This window comes from Roseimicrobium sp. ORNL1, assembly GCF_011044495.1.
Classification (GTDB): Bacteria; Verrucomicrobiota; Verrucomicrobiia; order Verrucomicrobiales; family Verrucomicrobiaceae; genus Roseimicrobium.
The window spans coordinates 7,659,123-7,683,689 of the sequence record NZ_CP049143.1 but is presented as its reverse complement, the minus strand read 5'-3'; the positions used below and the strand labels follow the sequence as shown (position 1 = coordinate 7,683,689).

Genomic DNA, 24,567 nt, shown 5'->3' with positions numbered 1-24,567 from the left:
TCACATAGGCGCCGTTGCCGGGCCTCATGGCTCAACTCTAGGCTAGTCCATCCATGAACCCCGCCAGCTCACCCGCTCCACTCCAGTCTTTTGAATCCGTAGTCGCCGATGCCCTTTCACGAAGAGATTTTGTGCGGATGGGTTTGGGCAGTCTCGCCGTGGGCTTTTTCGCCGGAAGTGCCTCCGCTGAGGAAGCAGCCACGACTTCGCTCTTCGGATTTCAAGGAGTGCCCATCAGTTCGAACGATGAAGTGAAAGTCCCGCAGAACTACACGCCGAAAGTCCTCTATGCCTGGGGAGATCCGGTGGATGGCCAGGGGCCTGCGTTCCAGCCAGACGCCTCCAATTCCGCAGACGACCAAATGAAGCAAGCCGGCATGGGACACGACGGGATGCAGTGGTTCCCCTGGCCCGGTGATGACGCGGATCGATCCGACCGCGGTCTGCTGGTGATGAATCACGAGTACACGGATCAAGGCCTCCTGTTCAAAGATGGCGTGGAGCCCATGACCGAGGAGAAGGTCCGCAAATCCCAAGCCGCCCACGGAGTCTCCGTCATCGCAGTGGAGAAAAAAGATGGGGAGTGGAAAGTGGTGCCCTCCAAGTGGTCCCGCCGCGTCACTGCTCGCACGCCGATGAAACTCACCGGCCCTGCAGCCGGCTGCAAGCATGTGCAAACCAAGGCCGATCCCAAAGGCCAGGAAGTGCTGGGCACCTTCAACAACTGCGCCAGCGGCAAGACCCCGTGGGGCACCTACCTCGCCTGCGAGGAAAACGTTCACGGCTACTTCGGCTCTGACGCGGCCGACTTCAAACCCGGCGACGACCTGAAGCGCTACGGATTCAGCGCCACTGGCGCAGCCTTCGAGACCACCTCGCTCTACCACTGGTGGAAGCATGACAAACGCTTCGACCTCCAGGAAGATCCGAATGAGCCCAACCGATTTGGATTCGTAGTGGAGATCGATCCCACCAATCCCGACTCTGTTCCTCGCAAGCACACCGCGCTCGGCAGAATCAAGCACGAGAACGCTGCGGTGACCCTGAGCAAGGACAAGCGCGCGGTCGTCTACATGGGTGACGATGAGAAAAACGAATTCATCTACAAGTTCGTCAGCGCTGGCACCTACGATCCGGCGAATCGCGAGTCCAATCTCGATCTGCTGACGAAGGGCACCCTTTATGTGGCGAAGTTCAATGGCGACTTCACCGGCAAGTGGATTCCGCTCGTTCATGGACAGCCGGGCCTGACCAAGGCAGACAAGTTTGAGGATCAACACGACATCTCCGTGCGCACGCGTCAGGCGGCGGATGCCGTGGGCGCCACCATGATGGACCGCCCGGAGTGGGTCGCCATTCATCCGAAATCCGGCAAGGTGTTTGTCACCCTGACGAACAACAGTTCCCGCGGCGAAGGGTCTTCAAAAATCGACGAGGCGAACCCGCGCACGAAGAATTCCTTCGGCCACATCATCAATTGGGAAGAAACGGGAGGTGATGCCGCAGCAGACACTTTCCACTGGAGCATCTTCCTCCTGGCAGGCGATCCTTCCATCCCACCTGTAAACGAGAAGGAACCGAAGGTGAACATCAAGGGGGACATCTTCGGCAGCCCGGACGGCCTCACCTTCGATCCGCGCGGCATTCTCTGGATCCAGACCGATGTCTCCTCATCCAAGCTGGGTCAGAAGGACTACAAGAACCTTGGCAACAACATGATGCTGGCCGCGGATCCCGAGACCGGCCTCGTGCGCCGTTTCCTCACCGGACCCAAAGGATGCGAGATCACCGGCCTAGCCTTCACGCCGGATCTCAAGACCATGTTCGTGAACATCCAGCACCCGGGCGAGCGTCCCACAGAAAACGAACCCAGCCATCACGACGATCCCAAGGCCGTGAGCACCTGGCCCGACGGTCAGTCCGGCGGTCGCCCACGCCCCGCCACCGTGGTCATCACTCACAGCGACGGCAAGGTCATCGGCGCGTGATCAGGAGTCTTCTCACCCGAGGATCGCCTTGTTCACGTGACCTTCGTTCTGGTCAATGCGTTCAGGGCGTCCCTTGTGATGATAGATGAGCTGGGTGTGATCCACACCCAGCAGGTGTAGGATCGTGGAGTGCAGGTCATGCACGTGCATCTTGTCCTGCACGGCATAGAGCCCGAGCTCATCCGTGGCGCCAATGGTCTGGCCGCCTTTCACACCACCACCGGCCATCCACATGGTGAAGCCGTTGGGATTGTGATCGCGGCCTCCACCTTGTTCGCTCATGGGTGTGCGGCCAAATTCTCCGCCCCAGATCACGAGGGTCTCATCCAGCAGGCCACGTTGTTTCAGATCCGTGAGCAGGCCCGCAATGGGCCGATCCACCGCGCGGCAGAGCCTGCCATGATTTTCTTCCAGTTTGTTGTGGGAGTCCCACTTGCTGCCGGCACCGCTGTAGAGCTGCACAAACCGCACTCCATGCTCGACGAGGCGACGCGCGAGGAGACAGTTGCGTCCGTACACCGCGGTCTCCGGCGCATCCATGCCGTAGAGTTTCTTGGTGGCCTCCGACTCCTTGCTCAAGTCAACGGCCTGCGGTGCCTCTGACTGCATGGTGTAGGCCAGTTCATAAGCGCGGATGCGAGCCTCCAGCTCCGTGTTGTCCACGCGGGTGGTGTTGTAGTCGCGATTGAGTTCTGCCAGCAGATCCAGCTTGTCCCGCTGCTGCTTCGCACTCACGCCCTTGGGAGGAGTGAGGTATTTGATGGGCTGCGCGTCTGAGCCGAACTCCACGCCCTGATGCACGGCCGGCATGAAGCCGCTGCCCCAGTTTCGCACGCCGTTCACCACGGTGCCTTCGCTGTCCTTGATGACCACAAACCCCGGCAGGTCGTGATTCGCCGAGCCCAGGCCGTAATTCACCCAGGCGCCGAGAGAGGGACGGCCGCCGAAGATGGAGCCGGTATTCATCTGGCAGACGCCACCGGCATGATTGATGCCGTCCGAGACACAGGAGTTGATGACCGTGAGATCATCTGCGTGCTCGGCGACATTCTGGAACCAGTCCGAAACCCACAGCCCGCTCTGCCCATATTGCTTCCAGGTGCGGCGTGATTCCAACAGCGGGGCTCCGCTCTCACCCATGGCGAGCACGGGCTCCTTGAAGCTGGGCGGCAACTGCTGGCCAGCGAGTTGGTTGAGCAGTGGCTTTCTGTCGAAGGTGTCCAGGTGGCTGGGTCCGCCTTCCATGAAGCAGAAGATCACGCTCTTGGCGCGGCCGAAGTGTTGCGGGATACGTGTCAGGGCAGGACTCCCTGGACTGGCAGCTCCCAGCACAGGCTCCTTCATCAACGCGGCAAGAGCCACGGCGCCAAAGCCGCAGCCAGCACGGCGGAGGAACTGACGACGGGACGTGGGAATGTCGAAGTTGTTGCAGGGCATGGCAGGGGCTTAGTGAAGGTAGAGAAATTCGTTCGCGTTCAGCAGCACGTGGCAGAGGTCGGCGAGCGCCTGCTGGCGCGGGTCGGCCGACTCACCCTTGCGGTCCGCATCCGCCCACTTCAGCGGAGTCACCGGACCATTCTTGGCATTCCAGGCGGCGATGGCAGGCACGGCCCACTGATCCGCATCAGGGTTCAGCGCCGCTTCGGGAAGGTGTCCGCGTACCACGCGGGCGCTCTCAATGCGGCCATCCCACTGGTGAGAAGGCGCACGCTTCGCCACACCACCAATCACCAGATCGGAATCCCCCTTGCCCAGGCCTGAGCGCACGGCATGAGGCACCACCGAAGTGAGCTCGGGCGCATTTGGCTTGCCCACTTGCTTCACGCGGAAGGTGACGGTGTGGGTGGTGCACGAGACATCCACCGCCACATGGTACGTCACACCGAGTTCCAGTCTCAGGTCGGAGGCGATGGGCTCATACGCGAGGTTGCGATTCTCATCCTCACCCACGAGCTGGATGATAAGATTGCGTGGCTTGAACCGCGACTTCTCTCCCGTAACGCCGATGCTCCAGCCGAAGTCCTCCACGCCATCGTGCCCATTGTTCCAGCGGGAGGCAATGGTCCTCACGGAGGCTGCCGCATCGATGCTGTCGAGCTTCACGACTGCTTCCACGGTGAACTCATCTCCCTCCTTCTCATCCGTGCTGGCCACGAGTCTCTCTTGGGGAGTGTTCTCCTTGAACTGGCTCGCATTGGCCAGTTCCTCAGGTGTTGGCGCAGGGGGCACTTCCTGTTCAGACATGCGCTTGTCGATGAATCCTTCCGCCAGCCGAATCTCCTTGGCCGAAGGAGCACGTCCCAGGGCGTACTGCCACACGTCTTCAATGGAAGAGACACGGCTCGCCAGCTTCTTGGCGCGGGCCAATGTCCAGTCACCATTCACCATGAGCAGTGCCTGGGTGGGCGTGGTGGTGCTCTGGCGCTCCGAGGTGCTGGCGAAGCCCGCCGGCGCATCGAGGCTGCGCAGGAGTTCGGTTTGATTGTTGCGCTTCTTGATGGTGTAGATGGATCGGCGCAGGCCATTGCCATCTGTGGAGGGGCCGCCTCCCTGAAGGTCCAGCTCACCACTCGCAGCCAGCATCGCATCGCGGGCCTGCTCGGCATCCAGCCGGCGTGGGTTGAAGCGCCACAGGTACTTGTTCGCCGGGTCAATCTTCGCCGCCACATCCGGTACGGCGCGGTGGGCCGTCTGCTTGTACGTGGCGGAGAGCAGGATTTCCCGCTGCAGTTTCTTGAGGCTCCATCCTCCCTTGAGGAAGCGCTGCGTCAGGTAGTCCAGCAACTCGGGATGCGAGGGAACTTCCCCGAGCTTGCCGAAGTCATTGGGTGTGGCCACCAGCCCTCTGCCAAACAAGTAGTGCCACACACGATTCGTGATCACCCGGGTGGAGAGCTGGTTCTCCGGCCGGACAATCCAGTTCGCCAGCGCGGTCCTGCGGCCCGTGGAGTTTGCCATGGGCTGGATGGTCGGGACTTCCGGCTCGACGAGCGTGAGGAAGCCGGGCGGCACGTCCTTCTCACCCTTGCGCGTCTTCAGCAGATTCGGTGGCCCTTTTGCCGAAGCATCCGTCGCGACGAAGGCATCGACCAGCGGTGCAGGCTTGATGTCGTTGAACTTCTCCAGCTCCTTCACGAGTGCGAGATAGCGCTCCTTCTCCTCAGGCTTCTTGATGGACTTGAGTGCATCGAAACGCTCGCGTTCATAGGCCATCTGCCGCTCGCAGAAATAGGAGAACTGCCAGTCCTGCGGCTCGCGCTCTTCCGGCTTCTTGTCCACCATGGCGCGAATGTCCGCCTGGAAACGCTTGTAGGCGTTGTCGATGTTCTTCTGGATCATCGGCTCGATGATCGCATCGATCTGCGAGCGGATGTCTGCCGTGGCAGCCTCCCACTTCGCCAGCGCCTTGGCGTATTCTTCCTTCTGCGCGTCTGTCGCGAGCTTCATGTCATCGCGCCAGCGCACGGGGGAGAAGAAGGCACGGAGCCGGTAGTAGTCCTCCTGGAGGATGGGGTCGAACTTGTGGTCATGGCAGCGGGCACACCCCATACTGAGGCCGAGGAACAGTTCCCCGGCATTGTCCGTCATGTCGGTGAGGATGACTTCATACTGCCCACGCGCATCGCGCTGGTTGTACTCATAGATGGGCGCGCGAAGATAGGAGGTGGCGACGAGCACTTCTGGATTCTTCAGATCCATTTCATCTCCGGCGAGCTGCTCGCGCACGAACTGGTCATAGGGCTTGTCCGCGTTGAGGCTCTTGATGACATAGTCGCGGTACGTCCAGGCAGCGGGGCGCAAGGCATCTTGATTGTAACCGTCGCTTTCCGCATAGCGCGTGAGGTCCAGCCAATGCTGAGCCCAGCGCTCGCCGTAGCGGGGGCTGGCGAGCAATTCATCCACCAGCTTTTCATAAGCCTGGGGGTCCTTGCTGTTTACAAACGCATCCGCCTGCTCGCGTGTGGGTGGCAGGCCATGCAGGTTGAAGTAAAGACGGCGCACCAGCTCCTGTCGGCTTGCCTCGGGCGCTGGCGTAAGGCCCAGTTCCTCATGCTTCTTGGCAATGAACCGGTCGATGTCCGTCCGGGCCCACGTGCCTTTGACCACAGGCGGCTTGGGATTGGAAACTGGTTGGAAGGCCCAGTACTTCCGGTTCGCCTCGGTGAATCCGTACTTGTCCCGCGCCTCGGTCAGAGCCTCCGACTTCTCACTGTCCGGCCAAGGAGCGCCGAGCTTCACCCACTGTTCCAGCACGGCAATCTCCTTGTCCGTGAGCTTCTCCTTGGGCGGCATCTTCAGGTCCTCCACCTCATGGCGGACCACCTGAATCAGGAGGGATTTGCCAGGATTTCCCGGTACCAGGGCTGTGCCCGATTCCCCACCCGTGGTCAGGTATCCCAGGCTATCCACGCGCAGGCCACCCTTCTGCTTCTTCTCCGCATGGCATTCAAAGCACCGGCTCACCAGCACCGGCCGGACCTCATTCTCAAAGAACTTCAGGGCGGCACGCCGGGCGTCTGCCTCCCCATCGACGCCCGCAGCAAACGCGGAACCGGCGGTGAAGCAGAGAATCGGCAAAAGGAGTGACTTCATGGGGACGGTGCAAAATCAAGCGCGGTAGCTAGCCTGTACTCATATCCCCCAGTGAGATCGCGTTCTCTCAAAGGAGGATACGGGGTACGGGACCCAAAGGCGGCGGCTGGCGCTTTTCGGACAGCGACCCTCAACTTTTTAACATTTTCCGGGCATGGAATTCCATCCCCCGAATGGGGGGTCGGTGTGGCAACCATCCCGCTCCGCTTGGCGCCATCACCATGGGAAGTGACACCGGTTTGCACGTGCGTTAGCTTTTCCTGTGCTTTCGCTTCCGCCTCCGGCATCCGTTTCGTCACTCACGCCATTCGGGCGTCAGGCATGGTGCTGGCTGGTGGCACCGCTGCTGTGGAGCGGGTGGACTGTCGCTCTGCCGGGCGCGGACTCGACTCCGTCCACGCCGACTGCACCCGCACCCGTGGAGATGCTGGTGGACGGCAAGCCTTTCTCCACCTCTCAAGGCGGCAACCGCGTCCCCGCGCTCCCCAAGGCTGTCAGTTTCCGGCTTGGCAAATCTGCCCAGCAAGATCCAGAGGGATGCAGGCGCATGCGTTTCAAACTGGACGGAGTGGATGAAGACTGGCGCCAGATTGGAAGTGAGATGGGCCTCATGGTGCGGTTTGCCGACTCTGCAGGAGACCAGGTGTGGCAACGGCTCTTTCCCGTGGACGGCATCAGTGCGGGGTGGCGCGGCGAGGTAGAGTCCTCCACCTTCACCCCACGAAGTGAAACCGTGCGAGTGCCTCCCGGCGCTACATCGGTGACCGTCGCGATTTCCTCCTCCGGCCCACCCACGGCCATGGGGATCTACGCGGTACGAGCGCTGAAAGTCACGGGCGCTTCGCCCTCGGGCACGCACCTTGTCTATCAAACCAGCTCAGGCTCCAGCGTTGGAGAGCAGGCTTCCATCACGCAGGGCTGGGGACGCAGCGGCACCCGCCCCTCCATGGCCAAGGTGGTATCCGCGAGCGAGGGCGAGGCCTTCTGCATCCTGGATGACGATCCCGGCGCGCATGCGGAGTGGAATCTGCTGCGGGCCGGAGCGCCGCGCGTGGAGCCCGGCGAGATGCTCACCGTGGAATGGTCGGAGATGTATGACATCGGCATGGGCAATCGCTTCGATGTGAATTACGGCCACCTGAATCCCGGCACGTACACCTTCTGGAGTGAGGAATTGGATGCTACTGGCAAGTCACTCACGGCACCCCGTCAGCTTTTCTTCGTCGTGTTGCAGCCATTTTGGAAAAGCGCGTGGTTCTGGGTCGCCGTCTTGATCCTTGGCGGCCTGTTACTCTGGCTGGTGTGCCGCGCGGTCATCCGGCGGCGCATTCACCAGCATCTCGCACGCCTCGAACAGGAGCGCCTGGTGGAGCAGGAACGCCTGCGCATCGCGCGCGACTTGCATGATGATCTCGGAGCACGATTGACCCACATCTCTCTGATGAGTGGCCTCGCGGAGAATGAACCGCAGAGCGCTGCTTCACGGGAGAGCTTCCAGCGCATATCCGGCATGGCACGTGAACTGGTGACCGCGCTCTATCAAACCGTGTGGACGGTGAATCCCGAGCATGATCACCTGGAAGCGCTGGTGAACTATCTCTGCCAGCTGACGCAGACCTTCTGCGATACCGCTCAGATCCGCTGCCGCATTCACTCCTGTGAAGTGCCCGGTGAGCGCCCCGTCTCCAGCGAAGTGCGACACAATGTTACCCTGACTGTGAAGGAAGCGCTGCACAACGCCATCAAGCATGCCGCAGCGACGGAGATCACCGTGCGCATGGAGTTCACCGATCCGCGCCTCACCATCCTGGTCACCGATAATGGACGCGGTTTTGATTCCCAGACGGTGGCTCCAGGCAACGGGCTCGAGAACATGACCCGTCGCATGAAAACACTGGGCGGCACCGTTTCCTTCCAAAGCACACCTGGCGACGGCACCACCGTCCGATTCGAAGTCCCCATCCCCTCTGCGCCTTCCAGGCGAGCATTCTCTTCTCCCGCGACGTAAGCTGATGAAACAAAAGAAGACGGTCGTGATTGTCGAAGATGATCCAGGACTGCGCGAGCAACTCCTGCTGGTGCTCAAAAGCGCCCACGACATCGAGTGTTTGTACGCGGTGAACTCGGGCGAAGAAGCGGTGCGACTGATCCCCACCAATCCTCCCGACGTGGTGCTGATGGACATCCAGTTGCCCGGGATGTCCGGCATTGATTGCGTGGCTGTGCTCAAGAAAAGTCTGCCGGATCTGGAGTTCATCATGCTCACTGTCTATGAGGACGCGGAGCGCATCTTCCGCGCGCTCAAGGCGGGCGCGAGTGGCTATCTGGTGAAGTCGAGTGCGCCGGAGAAATTGTTCGAGGCGATACGGGATGTGCATTCCGGTGGTGCGCAGTTCTCGGCACACATTGCGCGAAGAGTGGTGCAGTACTTTCACGGCCCCGCGAAACCGGCACAGGAGACGGAAAAGCTCTCACCGCGCGAGAGCGAAGTGATCGAACTGCTGGCCTCAGGATATATCTACAAGGAGATTGCCGACAAGCTGGGCATTGGCACCGAAACGGTGCGCACCTATGTCAAAAACATCTGCGCCAAGCTGCGGGTGAAGAACCGCACCGAAGCGGTGGCGAAGCATTTTTCCTGAGCTCTAAAACGAGCAACTCGCCCTCACGCCCGCCTCCCCGCTTTCGGGGATACGGCAGAAGATGACGGCCTGACGGAATGCATCCAACTTTGTCGGCGAAGCCCGGAGCATCACTGTCTCACGGAAAGCCCCCCAAGTCGCGAGAAGGTGGTGCCCGGGCTTACTCCACCTCTGTTCCATCACTGTTCATCATCTCCGTGATCAAGCGCTCGTTGTTGAAGTCTGGTCTCCGTCTGGGTGCGCTCCTGCTGACCCTCTCCTTTACCTCCCACGCCTTGCTGGCGCAGAAGACGTCTCCTGCATCATCACCAGCGCCGACGGTGGCGAAGTCGAAGGATGCCACTTCAGTACTGGTGATTGGAGGACAGAACAATCACAACTGGGAGATCGGCAATGAGTTCCTGCTGACCTTGCTCAACGGCCAGCCGGGCTTTGTCGCGGAGGAATCCAACACTCCTGCGAAAGGGGCGCCCGCCTCGGAATGGGACGCGTGGGATCCGCAGTTCCAGAAGTACCAGTGCATCGTGCTCGACTACAACGGCGAGATGTGGCCGCAGCGGGTGAAGACGGCCTTCGAGAAATATGTGGCTGAAGGTGGCTCGGTGGCACTTGTCCACGCCGCCAACAACAGCTTCACCGGATGGACGGAATATGAAAAAATGGTGGGCCTGCTCTGGCGCCACACCATCTACGGAGCCAGTCTCTATCTTGAAGACGACGGTACCGTGGTGCGTGAGCCTGCTGGCAAAGGGCGCTCCTCCGGACATGGCAAGCAGTGGGACTGGCAGGTCACTGTGCGCAATGACAAACATCCAATCACCGCCGGCATGCCACGTTTGTGGAAGCATGTGAAGGATGAGCTCTATCACGGCCAGCGCGGCCCTGCGGAGAATGTGAACATCCTGCTCAGTGCCTTCGATGATACGAAGTATCAAGGCACCGGCAAGCATGAGCCGGTGCTCTGGTGGGTGCCTTATGGCAAAGGAAAGGTGGTGACCAATGTGATGGGTCACGTGGGCGAGAACTCAGGCCCACTGGCCTGTGTCGGGTTTCAGACCACGTTCCTACGCTCCATAGAGTGGCTCGTCACTGGCCAATGCAAGACCACCATCCCGGGGGATTTCCCCACGGACGATCGCACGAGTCGCCGCTTCCCCGGTGGTATTCCCAAGGAACCGATGCGGATGGATCTCACCACGAAGGAAGCGATGGATCGCATCCACGTGCCGGAGGGTTATCGCCTTGAGCTCGTCGCCGCTGAGCCCACCGTTGTGCATCCCGTGCTCTGCACGTGGGATGGTGATGGGCACATGTACGTCGCTGAGATGCGCACCTACATGCACGATGTGAAGGCCACGGGTGAAGACGAACCGCACTCACGCGTATCCCGACTCACCGATAGCAATGGCGATGGCATCCTGGATAAGACCACCATCTTTGCAGACAACCTCGTGCTGCCGCGCATGGTCCTGCCTTTGGATAACCGCGTCGTCATCGCTGAAACCTACACCGGGAAGTTCGTCACGTATCAGGACTCCAATGGCGATGGCATCGCGGACGAGAAGAAGGACTTCTACAACGGAGAGCCGACCAAGAACAACCTGGAGCACCAGGACACCGCTCTCCAGTGGGGCATCGACAACCACCTCTACAGCGGCAATCTCGCCCGCAGCTTCCGCGTCACTGGCAAGGGGATGAGCATGGAGCCTGTGCAAATCTTCGGCCGCACCTCGCAGTGGGGCCTGGCCATGGATGATCAAGGTCGCTTCTTCTGCTCTGCCGCAGGTGGTGAGAATCCCGCCTTCGGCTTCCAACAGATTCCCACCTACGGCAGCCTGAGCTTCCCGGATGAGACCGAACCGGGATTCGCGGAGACCTTCCCCGGAGTGCAAACGCTCGATACTCAAAGCGGGCTCAATCGCATTCACAACATCAAGGGCACGCTGAATCACTTCAGCGCCTGCTGCGGTCAATCCATCTACCGCGGCGATCGTCTGCCGAAGGAAATGCAGGGCGCCTACCTCCTGCCAGAGCCCGTGGGCCGCCTCATCCGCCGCGCGAAGGTGAACAATGTCGAAGGCAAGCGTGTTCTCTCCAACGCCACACCCGGCACCGAATTCATCACCTCTACGGACATGGCATTCCGTCCCGTGTGGACCGCGACTGGCCCTGATGGCTGCCTCTACATCGTGGACATGCACCATGGGGTGATTCAGGAGAGCGCCTGGGTACCACCGGGTGGTTATCTCCACGACACCATCACCAACGAAGGCTACGACAAGTATGTCGGCCACGGCCGCATCTACCGCCTGGTGCACAAGGATTTCAAGCCGGGCGCCCAACCACGCATGCTGCAGGAAACTCCCGCAGAACTGGTGAAACACCTCTCCCATGCCAATGGCTGGTGGCGCGACACCGCGCAAAAGCTCCTCGTGCTCAAGGGTGACAAGAGCGTGGTCCCGGCACTCACCGCACTCGTGCGCAAGGGCGAGGCGCCGCTTGGCCGCATGCACGCGCTGTGGACGCTGGATGGTCTCGGTGCCACGGATCGCCAACTGCTCATCGACGCCTTCCGCGACAAGGATGAACGTGTGCGTGCGGCTGCCATACGCATCAGTGAAACCTTCCTGCAAAAGACCGACACGGAAGTGATGGCCAAGATGGAGCCACTGCTCAAGGACCCATCGCCGGATGTGGTCGTGCAGGCGGTGAACTCTCTGCGCTACGTACCCAAGAAGGGTGGGCACACCGCCATCCAGGCCGCTGCCACGGCTCATCCCTGGAATGAAATCATCAGCGCCTCGGCGCGGCAGAGTCTGCAGTTCGACCCAGAAAAACCCAGTGGCATCTCGGTGAAAATCGATCCGGTGGGCATGGCGCTCATGCGCAAAGGGAGCGAGCACTACAACCAGCTCTGCTTCGCCTGCCATGGCGCCGATGGCAAAGGCGTGGTGACGTCAGACGGTCTGCACCTCGCTCCTCCACTCGCCAATTCACCGCGTGTAGTTGGCAGTCCGGACGCGCTCGTGCGCATCGTGCTGCATGGCCTCATGGGCGACGTCGATGGCAAAACCTATCCCGGTGCCATGGTGCCGATGAAAGCCAACGACGACCAGTGGGTCGCTGAAGTCGTGACCTATATCCGCAATAGCTTTGGCAACAACGCACCGACCATCATTCCTGACGAGGTGAAGACCATCCGCGCGGAGTCGGAACGGCTCCAGCCCTACACGCTGGCGGAGCTCGCGCCGTACCTCGCGGTGACGCGCGATGCCATGACTCAATGGGCCTTCAGCGCCTCGCTCAAAGAAAACGAAACGAAGCGCGCCTGGGATGGTGACGCGAAGTCCCGCTGGTCCACCGGCACGCCACAACGCCCGGGGCAGTGGTTCCAATTCGACATGCAGCAACCCCACCTGTTGACGCGCATCGCCCTCGATTCCCTGGCATCCAAGGATGATTACCCCCGTGGCTATGAAGTCCGTGTGAGTGATGATGGTGAGAAGTGGTCCGAGCCCATCGTCACCGGCAAAGGAGCCGCAATGACCACGATCAACTTCCCTCCAAAAACCGTGAGCCGCTTTGTGCGCATTACGCAAACCGGTTCCGACAAGGGCTGCTTCTGGTCCTTCAACGAGATGGCGGTGTATGGAAAGCCAGAAGGTGGTGTGACGGCGAAGTAACTCCAGCGCGCGTTGAACCTGCCTCAACGTTCTGCCGCAGGCCCAAGGATCGGGAACGCCTCGTTCCCGTCAGCGGGTTCCACGTCTGTTGACACCGCAGGCCCATCCGATACCCGCGTGTGTTAAATAGGCGCTTCGGCAGATCCAAGCCAAAGACCCTTTCACCATGGGAACGAGGCGTTCCCACTCCTTGGGCCTATGCCGTGCCCGAAGTGCATGGGGTCTCTTGCCGCATGCATCACTTCAAGCAACTCGTTGTCCTCGCACTACGGATTCGATGTTTGCACATCCAAGGCATGCGCTGATGCGGTGACTCGGAGGTCGCGGTAGATGCAGATATTCTACGCCTGCCCCGCAGCCTTGAACGCAGTAAGCGCCGCGGCGAGCTGCTGTCGGGTATGCTGATTTTTGATCGCCTCCATGGCATCACCGCAGAGCTGGTCGCAGCGCTCGTTGTCGCGGTTGCCGGCGTGACCTTTGACCCAGTGCCATTTCACCGTGTGCCGCGCGACGGCGGTGTCCAAAGCACGCCAGAGATCCGCGTTCTTGACCGGTTCCTTGCTGGCGGTCTTCCAGCCGTTCTTCTTCCACCCAAACAGCCACTTCGTGATGCCGTTGCGGACATACTGGGAATCGGTGTGCATTTCCACGGCGCAGGGCTTCTTCAAGAGGCTGAGCGCTTCAATCGCGGCGCGCAGCTCCATGCGATTGTTCGTCGTGGCCGGTTCACCACCGCTGATTTCCTTGCGCTGCTTGCAGGACTCCAGCACGGCGCCCCAGCCTCCCACGCCCGGATTGCCGAGGCAGCCACCGTCGGTGTGAATGATGACTTGAGGGAGACCCGGTTCCATCGTGATTCATATCAGGAGGAAAACAGTTCGCAAGGGTCAAGCCCACCTCAAGATCTCCGCGAAGCACGGACACGACTTCCGGTTTCACTCATTCTTGAGCTTCTCCGACTTCAGGATCTTCCACTCCTTCTTCTTCGGATCGAGCTTCAAGGTGAACCGGAACTTCGCCTCGACATCCACGATCTCAGGATCCTCGTCCTTGTCGTTTGCTTTGACGGGAACGGTCCTGATGGAGTGCGCATCCACCTCGACGGTGCTGGCATCAATCCAGCGTCGCGTGGTCACTTCATCATGGATGCGGCGCTGATAGACACCTGGTTTCAAACCCATCTCCTTGATCTGCGTGGCCTTCACCTGATTGAGAAATCCAAAAAGCATGTCCTCAGGCGAAGGCAGGCCAGTGATTTTCCCGTCCTTCAATTCACAAAGGTCTGTCGAGCAGTATCGCCCACCCGCACGATAGTTGAAAGCCACGTGCGCGGAATCCTTCGCCCAAACTACACGCACCGAATCCACGAATCCCTCCATGGAATCCAAGTGCGGACATTCGACGCGGCGCTCCGATGGCAATTCGAAAAGACCCGCTTTCGGTACCTCATCCTCCTTGAGCTTTTCGCGCTCCGCATCATTCGGCATGCGTATAAGCCACTTCCCATCGGGCGACTTGGTCGGCAGTTCCTGCCCCGGCTCTTCATCCGCGCTGAAGCAAGGCGCCGACAGCAGGAAGAAGACGGACAGCAAGGAGAGACCCACAACTCGAATGCTCATGCGGAGATTCAAACACAAAATGTGAGCGGTGCATTTGATATTTACACCGATGAGCTGAGCGAATGAAAATCATCACAGGTTCACCAATCGCACTTGCCGATCAAGGTCCTGGCGAACTCGGCAGCCAAGGCACATCATTTGACGTTGAACTTTTCTCGCAACCGCTTGCGATTGTAGGCCGCGTCATCCCGGGCCGGAGGCGGCGGGCCGTTCCCTTCCATGATGTCCACCAGGATACTGAGATACATCACATCCAGAGAGCGCAGCCGTTCAAACGACGGATGCTCCACCAGGCGGCGCGCGATATCCCGCCATTCCTTGGGCTTTCGGAACTCCAGGTCGTGGATGAAGGCCGTCTGTGCGCCCCCTACATTGGGCTCATCATAGAACCACTTCACCGCGCGGTCCCGGTCTGCTACGTCACCCAAGGTGGCGAGAGCTGCCATGACAAGGGCACGATCAAAATTTTGATAGTTGGCAACCAGGTCCTTTGTCGCAGCATCCACAGCCCTGCGTACCAGCGAAGGATCGGCGTCTGCTGCTGCGGTGTATAGCTTGAGTTTCAGCAGCTCTTCCGCATGGGCTGGAGTAAACAATTGCGCAGCATACTTGATGATGAACCGCCGGCCATTCTCGGGCTTGTCGAGCTCGGGCAACCGCAAGCCCCCACGTTTCCCGCTGCGCATGAACTCAAGGAGTGCCTCCGGCCCGAGTTCCCGGGCAGCAGCGATCATTTCCGCTTCCTTGGCAAACCAGTCCTGCCAATAGTCAGGTAGCATGACGTCATCTACCAGATAGAGAAGCACCCACGCGCGGGTAGCCCTCGGCAAAACCTCCAGGGAATCCATGAAACGTCGAAGATCTGGTCTTTCAGTATCCTGTAGAAAACCGTATCCCTTGACCGCCCGCTCGTAGCGGAGCTTGTACCAGGCAAGCCAGTCTGCATTGTCTTTCCTTGGGGCCCACCAGGCTTCTGTATCTGGATCATTGCCCAACCAGCCCAGCCTGTACAAGATCACCCGCGCCACATCTCCGACAGTCTGCGGGTAGGTGATGGGCTGGTCCAGCCGTTCACCCGACATGCCGGACGGTCGCTCCTCACGCGGCAGGACAGCAGCTTGATCTGTCACCAGCTTGAGACACGCGGGTACCAGCTCGGGCGTCTCCTTTGTCAGGAGTGCCAGCAATGTCAGCGCACGGACGTCAGGATCTGCATGGGCAGTGAGCTGCAAGAGATCGGCTGTGACAAGCTGCTGGGCCTGCAACTCCGTGAGAATCTTCCACGCGGCGGTAACTTGGTTCCCTTGAGTGTAGTCACGCGGTTCCCGTCGGAAGTAAAACTCCCCGGTGGAAATGAACGGCAGGCGCGACTTGATGGACTTCAGCGCGTCCTCCGTCTCTCCCGCCTGCATGTGTGCAGGGCACAGGAGCAGCAACAAAACCCACAAACTACCAACACCTGGCAAACGCATCCGCATCATCGCGGACATTACACAGGGTGCGCGCCATTACTGTCAACGACTTGTAAAAGCGCGCTCCTACGAATGTCCAAACGCGCATCCGGGACGGACAATCCGCGCGATGCAGCGCCTGATCGTCCGTCCATATACAAAGGAGATGAGGACGTTTACTTCACCTTCAGCACCCCTCGCATGATGATCGAGTGCCCGGGGAAGGAGCACACATAGGGATAGTCGCCGGGCTTCTCAGGCGTGGTGAATTCGATGACCTGTTCCTTGCCATGATCGAGGAGCTTGCTGTGCCAGAGGATGTCCTTGCTCTCGGGGATGAATCCGGTCTCAAAGCCCTGCGCGCCCATGACCATCGCCTTGTTGGCGATCTCATCGATCTTGCCGGGGTTCACCAGAAGGATGTTGTGCGGCATGAAGTCCGGATTGGCGAAAGTGAGCTTCACCTTCTTGCCCGGCTTCACGCTGATCTCCTTCACGTCGTACATCATGCGCTCAGGAACGGTGGCGATGCGGATCGTGGTGAGTTCCGGTGTGTCGCTGAGGATGCCGGACTTCTGGGCCTTCGCCTCTTCCTCACCAGCGATGACGCCGCCATGGATGGTGGACTCCACATTGTACCAGAAGTGCTGCACCACGTGCGCGGCGTTGCGGGCATGCGGTTCGGGCGACTTCAGGAGCTGGCCAAGCAGTTCCACATTGCGCACATTGTGCTGCTGGAAGAGCCAGAGCGCCTCCAGCAGGTGGTGAGCGTCTTCCTTCTTGTTCGGGTCGAACTGCTTGATCCACTCCTTCGTGGCAGCAATCACTTCCTTCGAATCACGAGCGCTCAGCTCGATACGCGTGCGATGACGAATGCTGTCCGTGGGGTGCTTGAGATTCTCCAGCAGCGCAGGGATGGGCTGACCGGCGATAGCCACCTGCTTCTGCAACGGACGCCCTGTGGCGGTGATGCGGTAGATTCGACCGTGGGCGTGGTCGCGATTGGGATCGCGGACGTTGTGCTGCATGTGGCCGATGATGACATTGTGCCAATCCGCCATGTAGAGCGAACCATCCGGCGCGAAGACCACATCGGAGGGACGGAAGTTCTTGTCACCGCTCATGAGGAAGCCGCGGGACTTCTCTTCGCCGACCGTGCCGTCTGCCTGCGTGACCTTGACGGTGAGTTCCTCACCGGAAGGCTCACCCCACACGGTGGCCTTATCCGCATCGCGTTCCAGGTGATACTGCTTCACACCAAGGAAGCCGATCACATTGCAGATCAAGAAATCGCCCTGCATCTCTGCGGGGAAGTGCTGGCTGCTCACCACTTCACTTGCCGTGACGGGGCGCACTTCCTTCTTCAAGAGCTCATACATCTTGAAGCTGTTGCCTTCGGGTCTCACCTGATACGCGCGACCGCCCGTACCATCGGTGGCATATTGATAGCCCCAGGAGTCAAACGAGATGCCGTGGGGGTTCGGTGAATTGTCCGCATGCTTCGCAATGGTGAAGCGGCGCGGATCAAAGCGGTACATCGCACTCGCATTGGCCTGCAGGGAAGGTCCCCACGGATGCTCATGGTTGTGCTGCATGAAGACACCGCTCTGCCAGTAGATGCCGCCGTCGGGCCCATAGACGAGGTTGTTCGCGCCATGGTGCGTGTCGCTGCTGTCGAGACCCTGCAGCATGATGATGCGCACATCCGCCTTGTCATCACCATCCGTGTCCTTCAGGAACAGAAGCTCACTCTGGCGCGTGACGAGCACACCGCCATTCCAGAACTCGAAGCCCAGTGGGTTATTGACCTTGGCGAACTCCGTGGTGCGGTCGGCTTTGCCGTCATTGTTATCATCGTGGAAGATGATCAACGCATCGCGGGATTCCTTGAGCGGCTCCCACTTCGGATAGTCGGGCCAGGTCGCGACCCAGAGACGGCCCTTCGTATCGAACTGCATCTGCACCGGATTCGCCAGTTCAGGGAACTGCTTCTCGTCCGCAAACAGGCTCACTTCAAAACCCTTTCTCACGGCCAGGTGCTTGATGCCTTCCTCGCCGCTGACGTACTTGAGCAGGCCTTCCTTCTGCGCGCTGCTGCTCTTGCTGCCACCACCCACGTTCGACTTCACGGGCACCGGCTTGGGCACATTGCTGTCGTCAATCTTCTTGTCACCACCCTTGATGCGCGCCCACACGCGCTCATCGCGATTCGCGGTCATGACATCCAGCATGGAGAGCTCGTGTTGCAGCACCACGCCGTTGGTCTGGCCATCGACGAAAGCCAGCGTCGAGCGGCTGCCCCAGACGTCATTGCCATCGGAGGCGTGGTAGCGCTGGTACCAGTGATAGCTCTTGTCGAGTACCGCCTCACGCAGTTGGTCCAGAGACGCCGATGCGCTCACCGGCTTGCCCAGCAGCGCGGTGCCAATCACTTCCGCGAGCTGGCGGTTGCCTTCATCGGTGAGGTGCACGCCATTGATGGTCAGCGGCTCCTTGGAAGCCTTGAAGAGTTCCAGCGAAGGACGGTACAGGTCCACGAAGCCCACACCTGCTTCTTCCGCCGCTTCTTTCGTGGCTTTCGTGTACGCCTCGAGCTGCACGTTGTGCGCCTTGCCATCGGGCACATTGGGATTGCGCGTGTCCTCATGCGCGATGGGACTGAAGAGCACGATACGCGGGAAGTTCTTGCCATTCGGCCTGGTGCCACGCGTCTTCTTCACGAACTCAAGAAGCTGCGCCTTGTACTCCTCTGGCTTGTTCTCGTACGATTCGTTGTACCCAAAGAAACCGAAGACCACATCCGCCTTCACGTGCTGCAAATAGGTGGCCATGGAAATCTGGCCGGGGCTGCGGGGATACGAGTTCGGGCGATCCCCGCTGGTGGTCATGTTGCGGAAGCGCACCTGCTGATCCGAGAGCTGGCTCTGGAGCACGGTCTCCATCCAACCGTCATGCTGCATGCGCTCCGGCAGGCCGTTGCCGAGAATGGCGACGACATCGCCCTTCTGAAACGCGAATGGAAGCGTGTCCCTGTAAGCCGCCGGCACGTCTGCGAGCGGCGGCTCCGGCGGGCCGGATGGCTGCCCACCAGAGCTGCCCGACTTGGGTGCAGGTTTGCCAGGCTTCCCATCAAAGGTGAGGTACGTAAGCTTGCCCTTGTCCTTGATGTCGATGGTCATTGACTCAGGCGCCTCAATCTTGGTCGCCACGAAAACATCCTTCCGATCCGCATCGAGCAGCCGCAGGGTGAAGCCTTCCAGGCGTCCCGTGAAACCGGCCCGGTTCCAGACACCGACCTTCTCGATGTCCACCGCTGTGCCGAGGTCCAGTTCCCACCAGGGGTTGGGCTTGTTTTCCTGGGAGTGTGTCTGGCCTCCCTTGCCCCAGTCAGGATTCTTGTTGCCGTCGATCGCACGCTGGGGCACGCCGCCATTGGCCGTAGTGGATTGCGTCGCTTTGCCAGTGGGCGCGATGTTCTTGCCGCCAACGATGACTTCCACTTCCGCCAGCGTGAGCGTCTGGCGCTCACCGGGAACTTCAATGCGCACGAAGCGGGCGGGCTTGCCGGTCACGAGCGGAGCAGGAGCTGCAGCAACCGGTGCTGGCTTTGCGGGTTCGGACTTCGTATCCTGCTTCGTCTTCTCGGGCGCAGTCGTGTTGTGGTTTGCGGGAATCTGGCTGTCGTAGCTCGCATACATCTCCGGCCTGATCCCGCGGGCATAAGCGCCACCGCCAAAGGTATTCGGCTCGAAGGTACCCACGAAGTCGATGTTGAGATCCGGCTTGATCTTGTCTTCCAATCCAGCGGCCCAGAGGATGCCGTTCAAGACGAGACGACGGTAGCCGTCATTCGTGATGTCTTCCGAGGTCCCGTAGAGCGTGGTGAAAACGCGGCCTTCTTTGCCAGAGGCGGACTTGTAGGTGCGCGTCCACTCGCTCGGCATGGGGGGCTTTGTCTCATCCGCGGGTGAGTCGGGGGTCATGCCATTGAGCGGTTGCGCCATGGTGAGCACTTCGCCACTCGTGGGCTTGCCAACATAGCCACCCACCTGCACCCACACGTCCTTCACGCCGCGCAGGATGGGATGCGAGGCCTTGTCGGGCGCGATGGCAATGCGCGTGCTCTGCTTGTGATTTGTACCGTAGTGGCCCACCCAGGTCTGGCCCAGCACCTGATGACCGAAGCCCAATTCATAATCGGTGCCCTTGTAGTCGTAGGAGTACTTCGCGTAGGGACCGTCCTTCGGAATTTTGAAGCCATGCGTCGCCGTGCGCAGTCCCACCACGGGGCCACCGCGATTGAGATAGGCATCGAGGTGCTTCATCTGCTCCGCTGGGAAGTTCTGGAAGCGCAAGAACACCACAGCGAGATCCGCGGTATCCAGTGCCTCGATGCCCGGCATGTTCGAAACCTCACCCGCCACGATATCGCCCTGGCCATCGATGTCGAAAAGCACGGTGCACTTGAAGCCCAGATGCTTTGCCAGGATGCGCGCTAGTGCCGGCAGCGACTCCTCCGAGCGGTACTCATGATCCCCCGCGAGGAAGACAATGTGCTTGCCTTTGCCCGGTCCCTCCTTGCCTTCAAAGACCAGCGGCGCCGCTCCGGCCAAACCGGCGGAAACAGCTAAAACAAGGAACGTGCACGTTAAGAAACCGGCGAAGCGAGAGAGGGAGAGCATGGCAGGACGGACAATACGTCGCATGAAATCACGCTCGATCGCCCGATTAGGACAGCCTCCGGCACCTTTCGCCGCCTCCTAACGCCTTTGTCGCCGATCCGCCCGCTTTTGCGTGGGAAGACAAGAGGCGACCTGCTTGCATCGTACTACGCCACCTTCCCGCATCCCATTCCATGTCCGCCGTCATGACCAGCCGCCGCACCTTCCTCCAGTCCGCCACGCTCGCCGCCCTGTCCGGTATTGCTGTGTCCAGCCCGGCACAGACCGCGCCGAAGCCCCGCCAGCTCAAGAAGGCCATCATGCTCGGCACCCTGGGCATGAAAGGCACCCTGCTGGAACGTCTTCAGGCCGCAAAAGACGCCGGCTACGATGGCGTCGAGCCTCAGGGCGGCATGAACCAGCAGGAAGTGCTCGACGTTCTCGGCAAAACCGGGCTGCAGGCCGCCAGCGTGTGCTGCCACACCCATTGGAAGCAGACGCTCACACATCCCGATGAAAAGATCCGCGAGGAGGGCCTGCAAGGGGTGCTGCAAACGCTGCGCGATGCCAAGGCCTATGGCGCCAATTCCATCCTCGTCGTGCCCGGCGTGTGCAATGAAGAGGTCAGCTATGACGTAGCCTGGGAGCGCTCCATTGCCCAGATCAAAAAAGCAGTGCCGCTCGCGAAGGAGCTCGGCGTGGCCATCTCCATCGAGAATGTCTGGAACAACTTCATCCTCTCACCCCTCGAAGCCGTGCGCTTCCTTGATGAAATCGGCGAACCCTCAAAGGTCGTCGGCTGGCACTTCGACATCGGCAATGTCGGCCGCTATGGATGGGCCGAGCAGTGGATCAAGGTGCTGGGCAAGCGTATCAACCGCATCCACGTGAAGGAATACGACACGAAGAAGATGAAGGAAGAAGGCTTGTACAAGGGTTTCGACGTGGACCTCACCCAGGGCACGAACAACTGGCCCGCCATCATGAAAGCCCTCGACGAAGCCGGCTACAGTGGCTGGGCCATCTCTGAACAACGCGGCGGCATCAACCCGAACGGCCTCAAAATGCTTACCGACCGCATGGATCAAATATTCGCCATGTGAGCACGCCAGGGGGGAATCCTGGCGTTCGCTCACTCAATCAGTGCAAACGCCCGTTTCCATTCCCGTTCATCCGGGAAGTGTCCTTACGAGCGGCGCTGAGAGCATCCAGGAGCATCGCGTTCTGTTCGCGAAGTTCACGCACGGCATTCTCCATGTTCGTGAGCCGCCGGTCATGACTGCTGGTGACGAGCACGAGGGCTTCATCAAAGGGCTTCCGTTGTTTCTCGCGGCGGAGAAGCAGCTTCTTCAGAATCTTTTGAGGCCCCTGGAAAAGGATGGTGCCGAGCGAGGGCACGGTGTCCTTGCCCCCGAGGGCACGTTTCCACTGCTTGTGCAGCGTTTTCAGTGGCGCTGAGGAACCCGTCAAATGCCCATTCGACGAGACCAATCCCAATCCATTTCCTGATGGAATGGCGGTGGAGCGAAGTTCCCGCCAGCGGGTCTCCACTGCGGCAGCACAGCGCTGCGGGCTGAATCGTTCCGCAAGATCCTCAGCAGCGACGCGTCCTCTTTCCGAGGCCTCTTCAGGATGCGCATAGACATGCCTCATCAGCTCCGCTGCATGCGCGACATCGGGCTCTGCCCAGAGCGCTTTGGGAGAGTAGGGCGGAGAACCCGGACCGACGGGAACCATGTCAAAGCGGCAGAGGTAGCTGTTCCTCTCGTGCATGAATTCCATGTTCCCGGAGTAGCCCGTGGCGATGACCGGCCTCTTCTGCCGCATGGCCTCCGCCATCGTCAGTCCCAGGCCTTCGCTCCGATGGAGGGAGACATAACAACCGCACGCCGCGGTCAGAGCCTGATTGACGGCTGCGTCCATGTAACCGGACATGATGATGATGTCGGAGCGAGCGAGCGCGGCGTAGCGCAGCTCCTCCAGATCGGCGAGGTGCGCGTCACCGTTGATGCATTTGATCACCAGCGAGGGGCCTTCACCTTCGCGGAAGGCGCGCTTGAAAGCCTCAATAACGCCCAATGGATTTTTCCGCCGGAAGACACTGTGGAAATCGAAGCTGAACAAGAAGAAGAACCCCTCCGGGATGCCCAGGCTCTTGCGGTCCAATTCGCCTGCAGTCGCCTCAGCGACGCCGAACGGCAGGGGAATGCAGTGGACCGGCACCGGGGAAATCGGGGCCAGGATCTTGCGGATGAACTCCGTAGCCACCCAGACCTCATCCACCTTTTCAAAAGCGGAGTGCATGCTCTCCGGGAAGGCCTCCACCTCCCAGAACCACAGGCCTGCCACGCGGCGCTTGTGAAAATGGGCGGGCCCAAGTCGGCGGCGCAAAGAGGCCACGCTGTCGGCATTCACGCAAAGGACAGCGCAATCAAAAGCCTCCCCTTCACCCAGCAATCCCTTTCTGCGATACTCGTGCGCCGCGTTTTGACGAGCGGGGGGAGAAGAGTCCACCAACGTCTCAAAGGGCACGGAGGACACACTCAACCCCTGGGCGAGCAGACGCGCGGCCTGACCCACCCCGGATTCGGTGCGCAGATAACCGATGATTTCCAATCCCGGCACCAGAGTGCTGGGCGCCTGTTTCACCGCCACCGCGACTGGGGCTGGTATCAGGCGGCGCGGCAGCGCGAACTGCTTGGCTCCGTCAGATCGGATCCATTCGATCAACCGCGAGGCATCGCGGCCCTGAGGCTCCGGAAATGCGGCCATGAGATCAGGCCGGGATTCGCGCAACAGGAGAGCCAGACGAGGAACCGACTGGGCGGTTTCATTCGAGTCTTCCGACGCACTCAGCCAGGCGAAGAACGGCTCCTCTCCCAGTGGCCCAAAGGGAGAGGGCGGCACGGCGCGGTTCTCCTTCTCTGCCTTGACAAGCTCCTTGAGAAACAGCCGGCGCAAGGTGCGGGAGATGGCTTCCCCACTGGAGAAGCGGAGGTAGGGATACTCAGCCACCGTATCGACACACTCCTGATGCGCCAGATCGACCGCCTTGATGTAGGACTGGGTCAGCCCGATCAGATCTGCATGCTCACTGAGCAACACACGGGGATGCCCCTGGTGATGCCGTGTCAGAAGATGGGGCTTCCTTTCATCCAACCCGCTGTAGTGGAAGAATGACAGCGGCTTGCCATTCACGAAATAGCGACCGTCTTTCAGGGCAACGCGACGCTGATCCGCATTCCAGTACGCGACGTTGTAGGTTTCATCTTTGGAGATGAAGCAATCAAAGAAGCAGGGCGTGAAATCGATCCACCGCTGGTCGGTGAATCTCTGCTGCTCAGGAGCGCTGTAACATTCCCGCAACAGCCTCTCCGTCCACCATGCGGTCACCCGCTGCGCCGCTGCGCGATTCATCCCCAGGAAGCCCAGGTTGTAGATGCCGCTCCCCATGATGTCAGACTCGGAGGGCTGGCAGCCATCTCTCTGCATGGGGTGCAGCACATGCGGAGTGAGCACTAGCTCATGAGTCTGCACGGCCTCCACCAGGCTCGTCATGGGCCGGAAGAATTCAATGTCCGGATCGATGTAGAAGACATGGTGCCCCGAAAGCCGGGCCACCGTCTCCATGGTCCACGGCTTGTAGGCGGTCGCGACTTCCGTCAGGTCGTAGGCAAAGCGGAAGTTTGCCACCTCCTCCGCAGCAAGCTCGATCTCATGGACCCGAAGCAGATGGATGCCCCGGCGATCCACCGCCTGCTGCGCCAGCGGCCCAAGCGCGGCGTCATCAATCAGAAGCAACCAGAAATCCACCTCAGGGTGATGTGCCTTCAGGGAGTCATGCAGCACCAGCGCCCGCGCCAGATAGTTCGTAGAAACAATCGTGCAGACGGAAAATGGGGTGGATGAAGCGGCTTTTTCCATGGGGGG

12 protein-coding genes are annotated in these 24,567 nt (G+C 60.3%); 5 read left to right on the top strand and 7 right to left on the bottom strand.

The window, feature by feature from the left end:
- Nucleotides 1-53: 53 nt before the first annotated feature.
- Nucleotides 54-1,988, top strand: coding sequence for a PhoX family phosphatase (locus tag G5S37_RS31075; protein WP_165210627.1), 1,935 nt, complete (start codon nucleotides 54-56; stop codon nucleotides 1,986-1,988).
- A 12-nt stretch (nucleotides 1,989-2,000) separates the two neighbouring features.
- Here the strand turns inward: G5S37_RS31075 and G5S37_RS31070 are convergent, their stop codons facing one another.
- Together G5S37_RS31070 and G5S37_RS31065 are read right to left on the bottom strand one after the other, a co-directional pair.
- Nucleotides 2,001-3,425, bottom strand: coding sequence for a DUF1501 domain-containing protein (locus G5S37_RS31070; protein WP_165210624.1), 1,425 nt, complete (start codon nucleotides 3,423-3,425; stop codon nucleotides 2,001-2,003).
- Nucleotides 3,426-3,434: 9 nt separating this feature from the next.
- Nucleotides 3,435-6,581, bottom strand: a complete 3,147-nt coding sequence (locus G5S37_RS31065; protein ID WP_165210621.1) for a DUF1549 domain-containing protein — start codon at nucleotides 6,579-6,581, stop codon at nucleotides 3,435-3,437.
- Nucleotides 6,582-6,843: 262 nt separating this feature from the next.
- Here G5S37_RS31065 and G5S37_RS31060 point away from each other — a divergent pair, with 262 nt between their 5' ends.
- The 3 genes from G5S37_RS31060 (at nucleotide 6,844) to G5S37_RS31050 (ending at nucleotide 12,906) form a co-directional block, all read left to right on the top strand.
- Nucleotides 6,844-8,589, top strand: coding sequence for a sensor histidine kinase (locus G5S37_RS31060; protein WP_165210618.1), 1,746 nt, complete (start codon nucleotides 6,844-6,846; stop codon nucleotides 8,587-8,589).
- 4 nt (nucleotides 8,590-8,593) lie between these two features.
- Nucleotides 8,594-9,223, top strand: coding sequence for a response regulator transcription factor (locus G5S37_RS31055; protein ID WP_165210615.1), 630 nt, complete (start codon nucleotides 8,594-8,596; stop codon nucleotides 9,221-9,223).
- A 77-nt stretch (nucleotides 9,224-9,300) separates the two neighbouring features.
- Nucleotides 9,301-12,906 carry a ThuA domain-containing protein gene (locus tag G5S37_RS31050; protein ID WP_165210612.1) on the top strand — a complete coding sequence of 1,202 codons (3,606 nt, stop codon included), beginning with the start codon at nucleotides 9,301-9,303 and terminating at the stop codon, nucleotides 12,904-12,906.
- 341 nt (nucleotides 12,907-13,247) lie between these two features.
- On the opposite strand, the gene rnhA is transcribed toward G5S37_RS31050, so the two are convergent.
- The 4 genes from rnhA to G5S37_RS31030 all read right to left on the bottom strand — a co-directional run bounded on the left by rnhA (nucleotide 13,248) and on the right by G5S37_RS31030 (nucleotide 20,658).
- Nucleotides 13,248-13,757 carry a ribonuclease HI gene (rnhA, locus tag G5S37_RS31045; protein ID WP_165210609.1) on the bottom strand — a complete coding sequence of 170 codons (510 nt, stop codon included), beginning with the start codon at nucleotides 13,755-13,757 and terminating at the stop codon, nucleotides 13,248-13,250.
- 84 nt (nucleotides 13,758-13,841) lie between these two features.
- Nucleotides 13,842-14,525, bottom strand: a complete 684-nt coding sequence (locus G5S37_RS31040) for a hypothetical protein (RefSeq protein ID WP_165210606.1) — start codon at nucleotides 14,523-14,525, stop codon at nucleotides 13,842-13,844.
- A gap of 134 nt (nucleotides 14,526-14,659) precedes the next feature.
- Nucleotides 14,660-15,961, bottom strand: coding sequence for a hypothetical protein (locus tag G5S37_RS31035; RefSeq protein ID WP_206026232.1), 1,302 nt, complete (start codon nucleotides 15,959-15,961; stop codon nucleotides 14,660-14,662).
- Between the two features lie 191 nt (nucleotides 15,962-16,152).
- Complete coding sequence (locus G5S37_RS31030) at nucleotides 16,153-20,658, bottom strand: PVC-type heme-binding CxxCH protein (RefSeq protein WP_165210600.1); 4,506 nt, start codon at nucleotides 20,656-20,658, stop codon at nucleotides 16,153-16,155.
- Nucleotides 20,659-20,831: 173 nt separating this feature from the next.
- On the opposite strand from G5S37_RS31030, the gene G5S37_RS31025 reads away from it, so the two are divergent.
- Nucleotides 20,832-21,740 carry a sugar phosphate isomerase/epimerase family protein gene (locus G5S37_RS31025; RefSeq protein WP_240914755.1) on the top strand — a complete coding sequence of 303 codons (909 nt, stop codon included), beginning with the start codon at nucleotides 20,832-20,834 and terminating at the stop codon, nucleotides 21,738-21,740.
- A gap of 37 nt (nucleotides 21,741-21,777) precedes the next feature.
- Here the strand turns inward: G5S37_RS31025 and G5S37_RS31020 are convergent, their stop codons facing one another.
- The gene (locus G5S37_RS31020) at nucleotides 21,778-24,561 is read right to left on the bottom strand and encodes a glycosyltransferase family 4 protein (protein ID WP_165210597.1); all 2,784 of its coding nucleotides are present in this window, start codon (nucleotides 24,559-24,561) and stop codon (nucleotides 21,778-21,780) included.
- Between the last annotated feature and the right edge of the window lie 6 nt (nucleotides 24,562-24,567).

Coding starts and splice junctions, on each gene's coding strand:
- G5S37_RS31075 (WP_165210627.1), top strand. CDS start 54: ATGAACCCCGCCAGCTCACCCGCTCCACTCCAGTCTTTTGAATCCGTA.
- G5S37_RS31065 (WP_165210621.1), bottom strand. CDS start 6,581: ATGAAGTCACTCCTTTTGCCGATTCTCTGCTTCACCGCCGGTTCCGCG.
- G5S37_RS31030 (WP_165210600.1), bottom strand. CDS start 20,658: ATGCTCTCCCTCTCTCGCTTCGCCGGTTTCTTAACGTGCACGTTCCTT.
- G5S37_RS31055 (WP_165210615.1), top strand. CDS start 8,594: ATGAAACAAAAGAAGACGGTCGTGATTGTCGAAGATGATCCAGGACTG.
- rnhA (WP_165210609.1), bottom strand. CDS start 13,757: ATGGAACCGGGTCTCCCTCAAGTCATCATTCACACCGACGGTGGCTGC.
- G5S37_RS31040 (WP_165210606.1), bottom strand. CDS start 14,525: ATGAGCATTCGAGTTGTGGGTCTCTCCTTGCTGTCCGTCTTCTTCCTG.
- G5S37_RS31025 (WP_240914755.1), top strand. CDS start 20,832: ATGTCCGCCGTCATGACCAGCCGCCGCACCTTCCTCCAGTCCGCCACG.
- G5S37_RS31050 (WP_165210612.1), top strand. CDS start 9,301: ATGCATCCAACTTTGTCGGCGAAGCCCGGAGCATCACTGTCTCACGGA.
- G5S37_RS31020 (WP_165210597.1), bottom strand. CDS start 24,561: ATGGAAAAAGCCGCTTCATCCACCCCATTTTCCGTCTGCACGATTGTT.
- G5S37_RS31070 (WP_165210624.1), bottom strand. CDS start 3,425: ATGCCCTGCAACAACTTCGACATTCCCACGTCCCGTCGTCAGTTCCTC.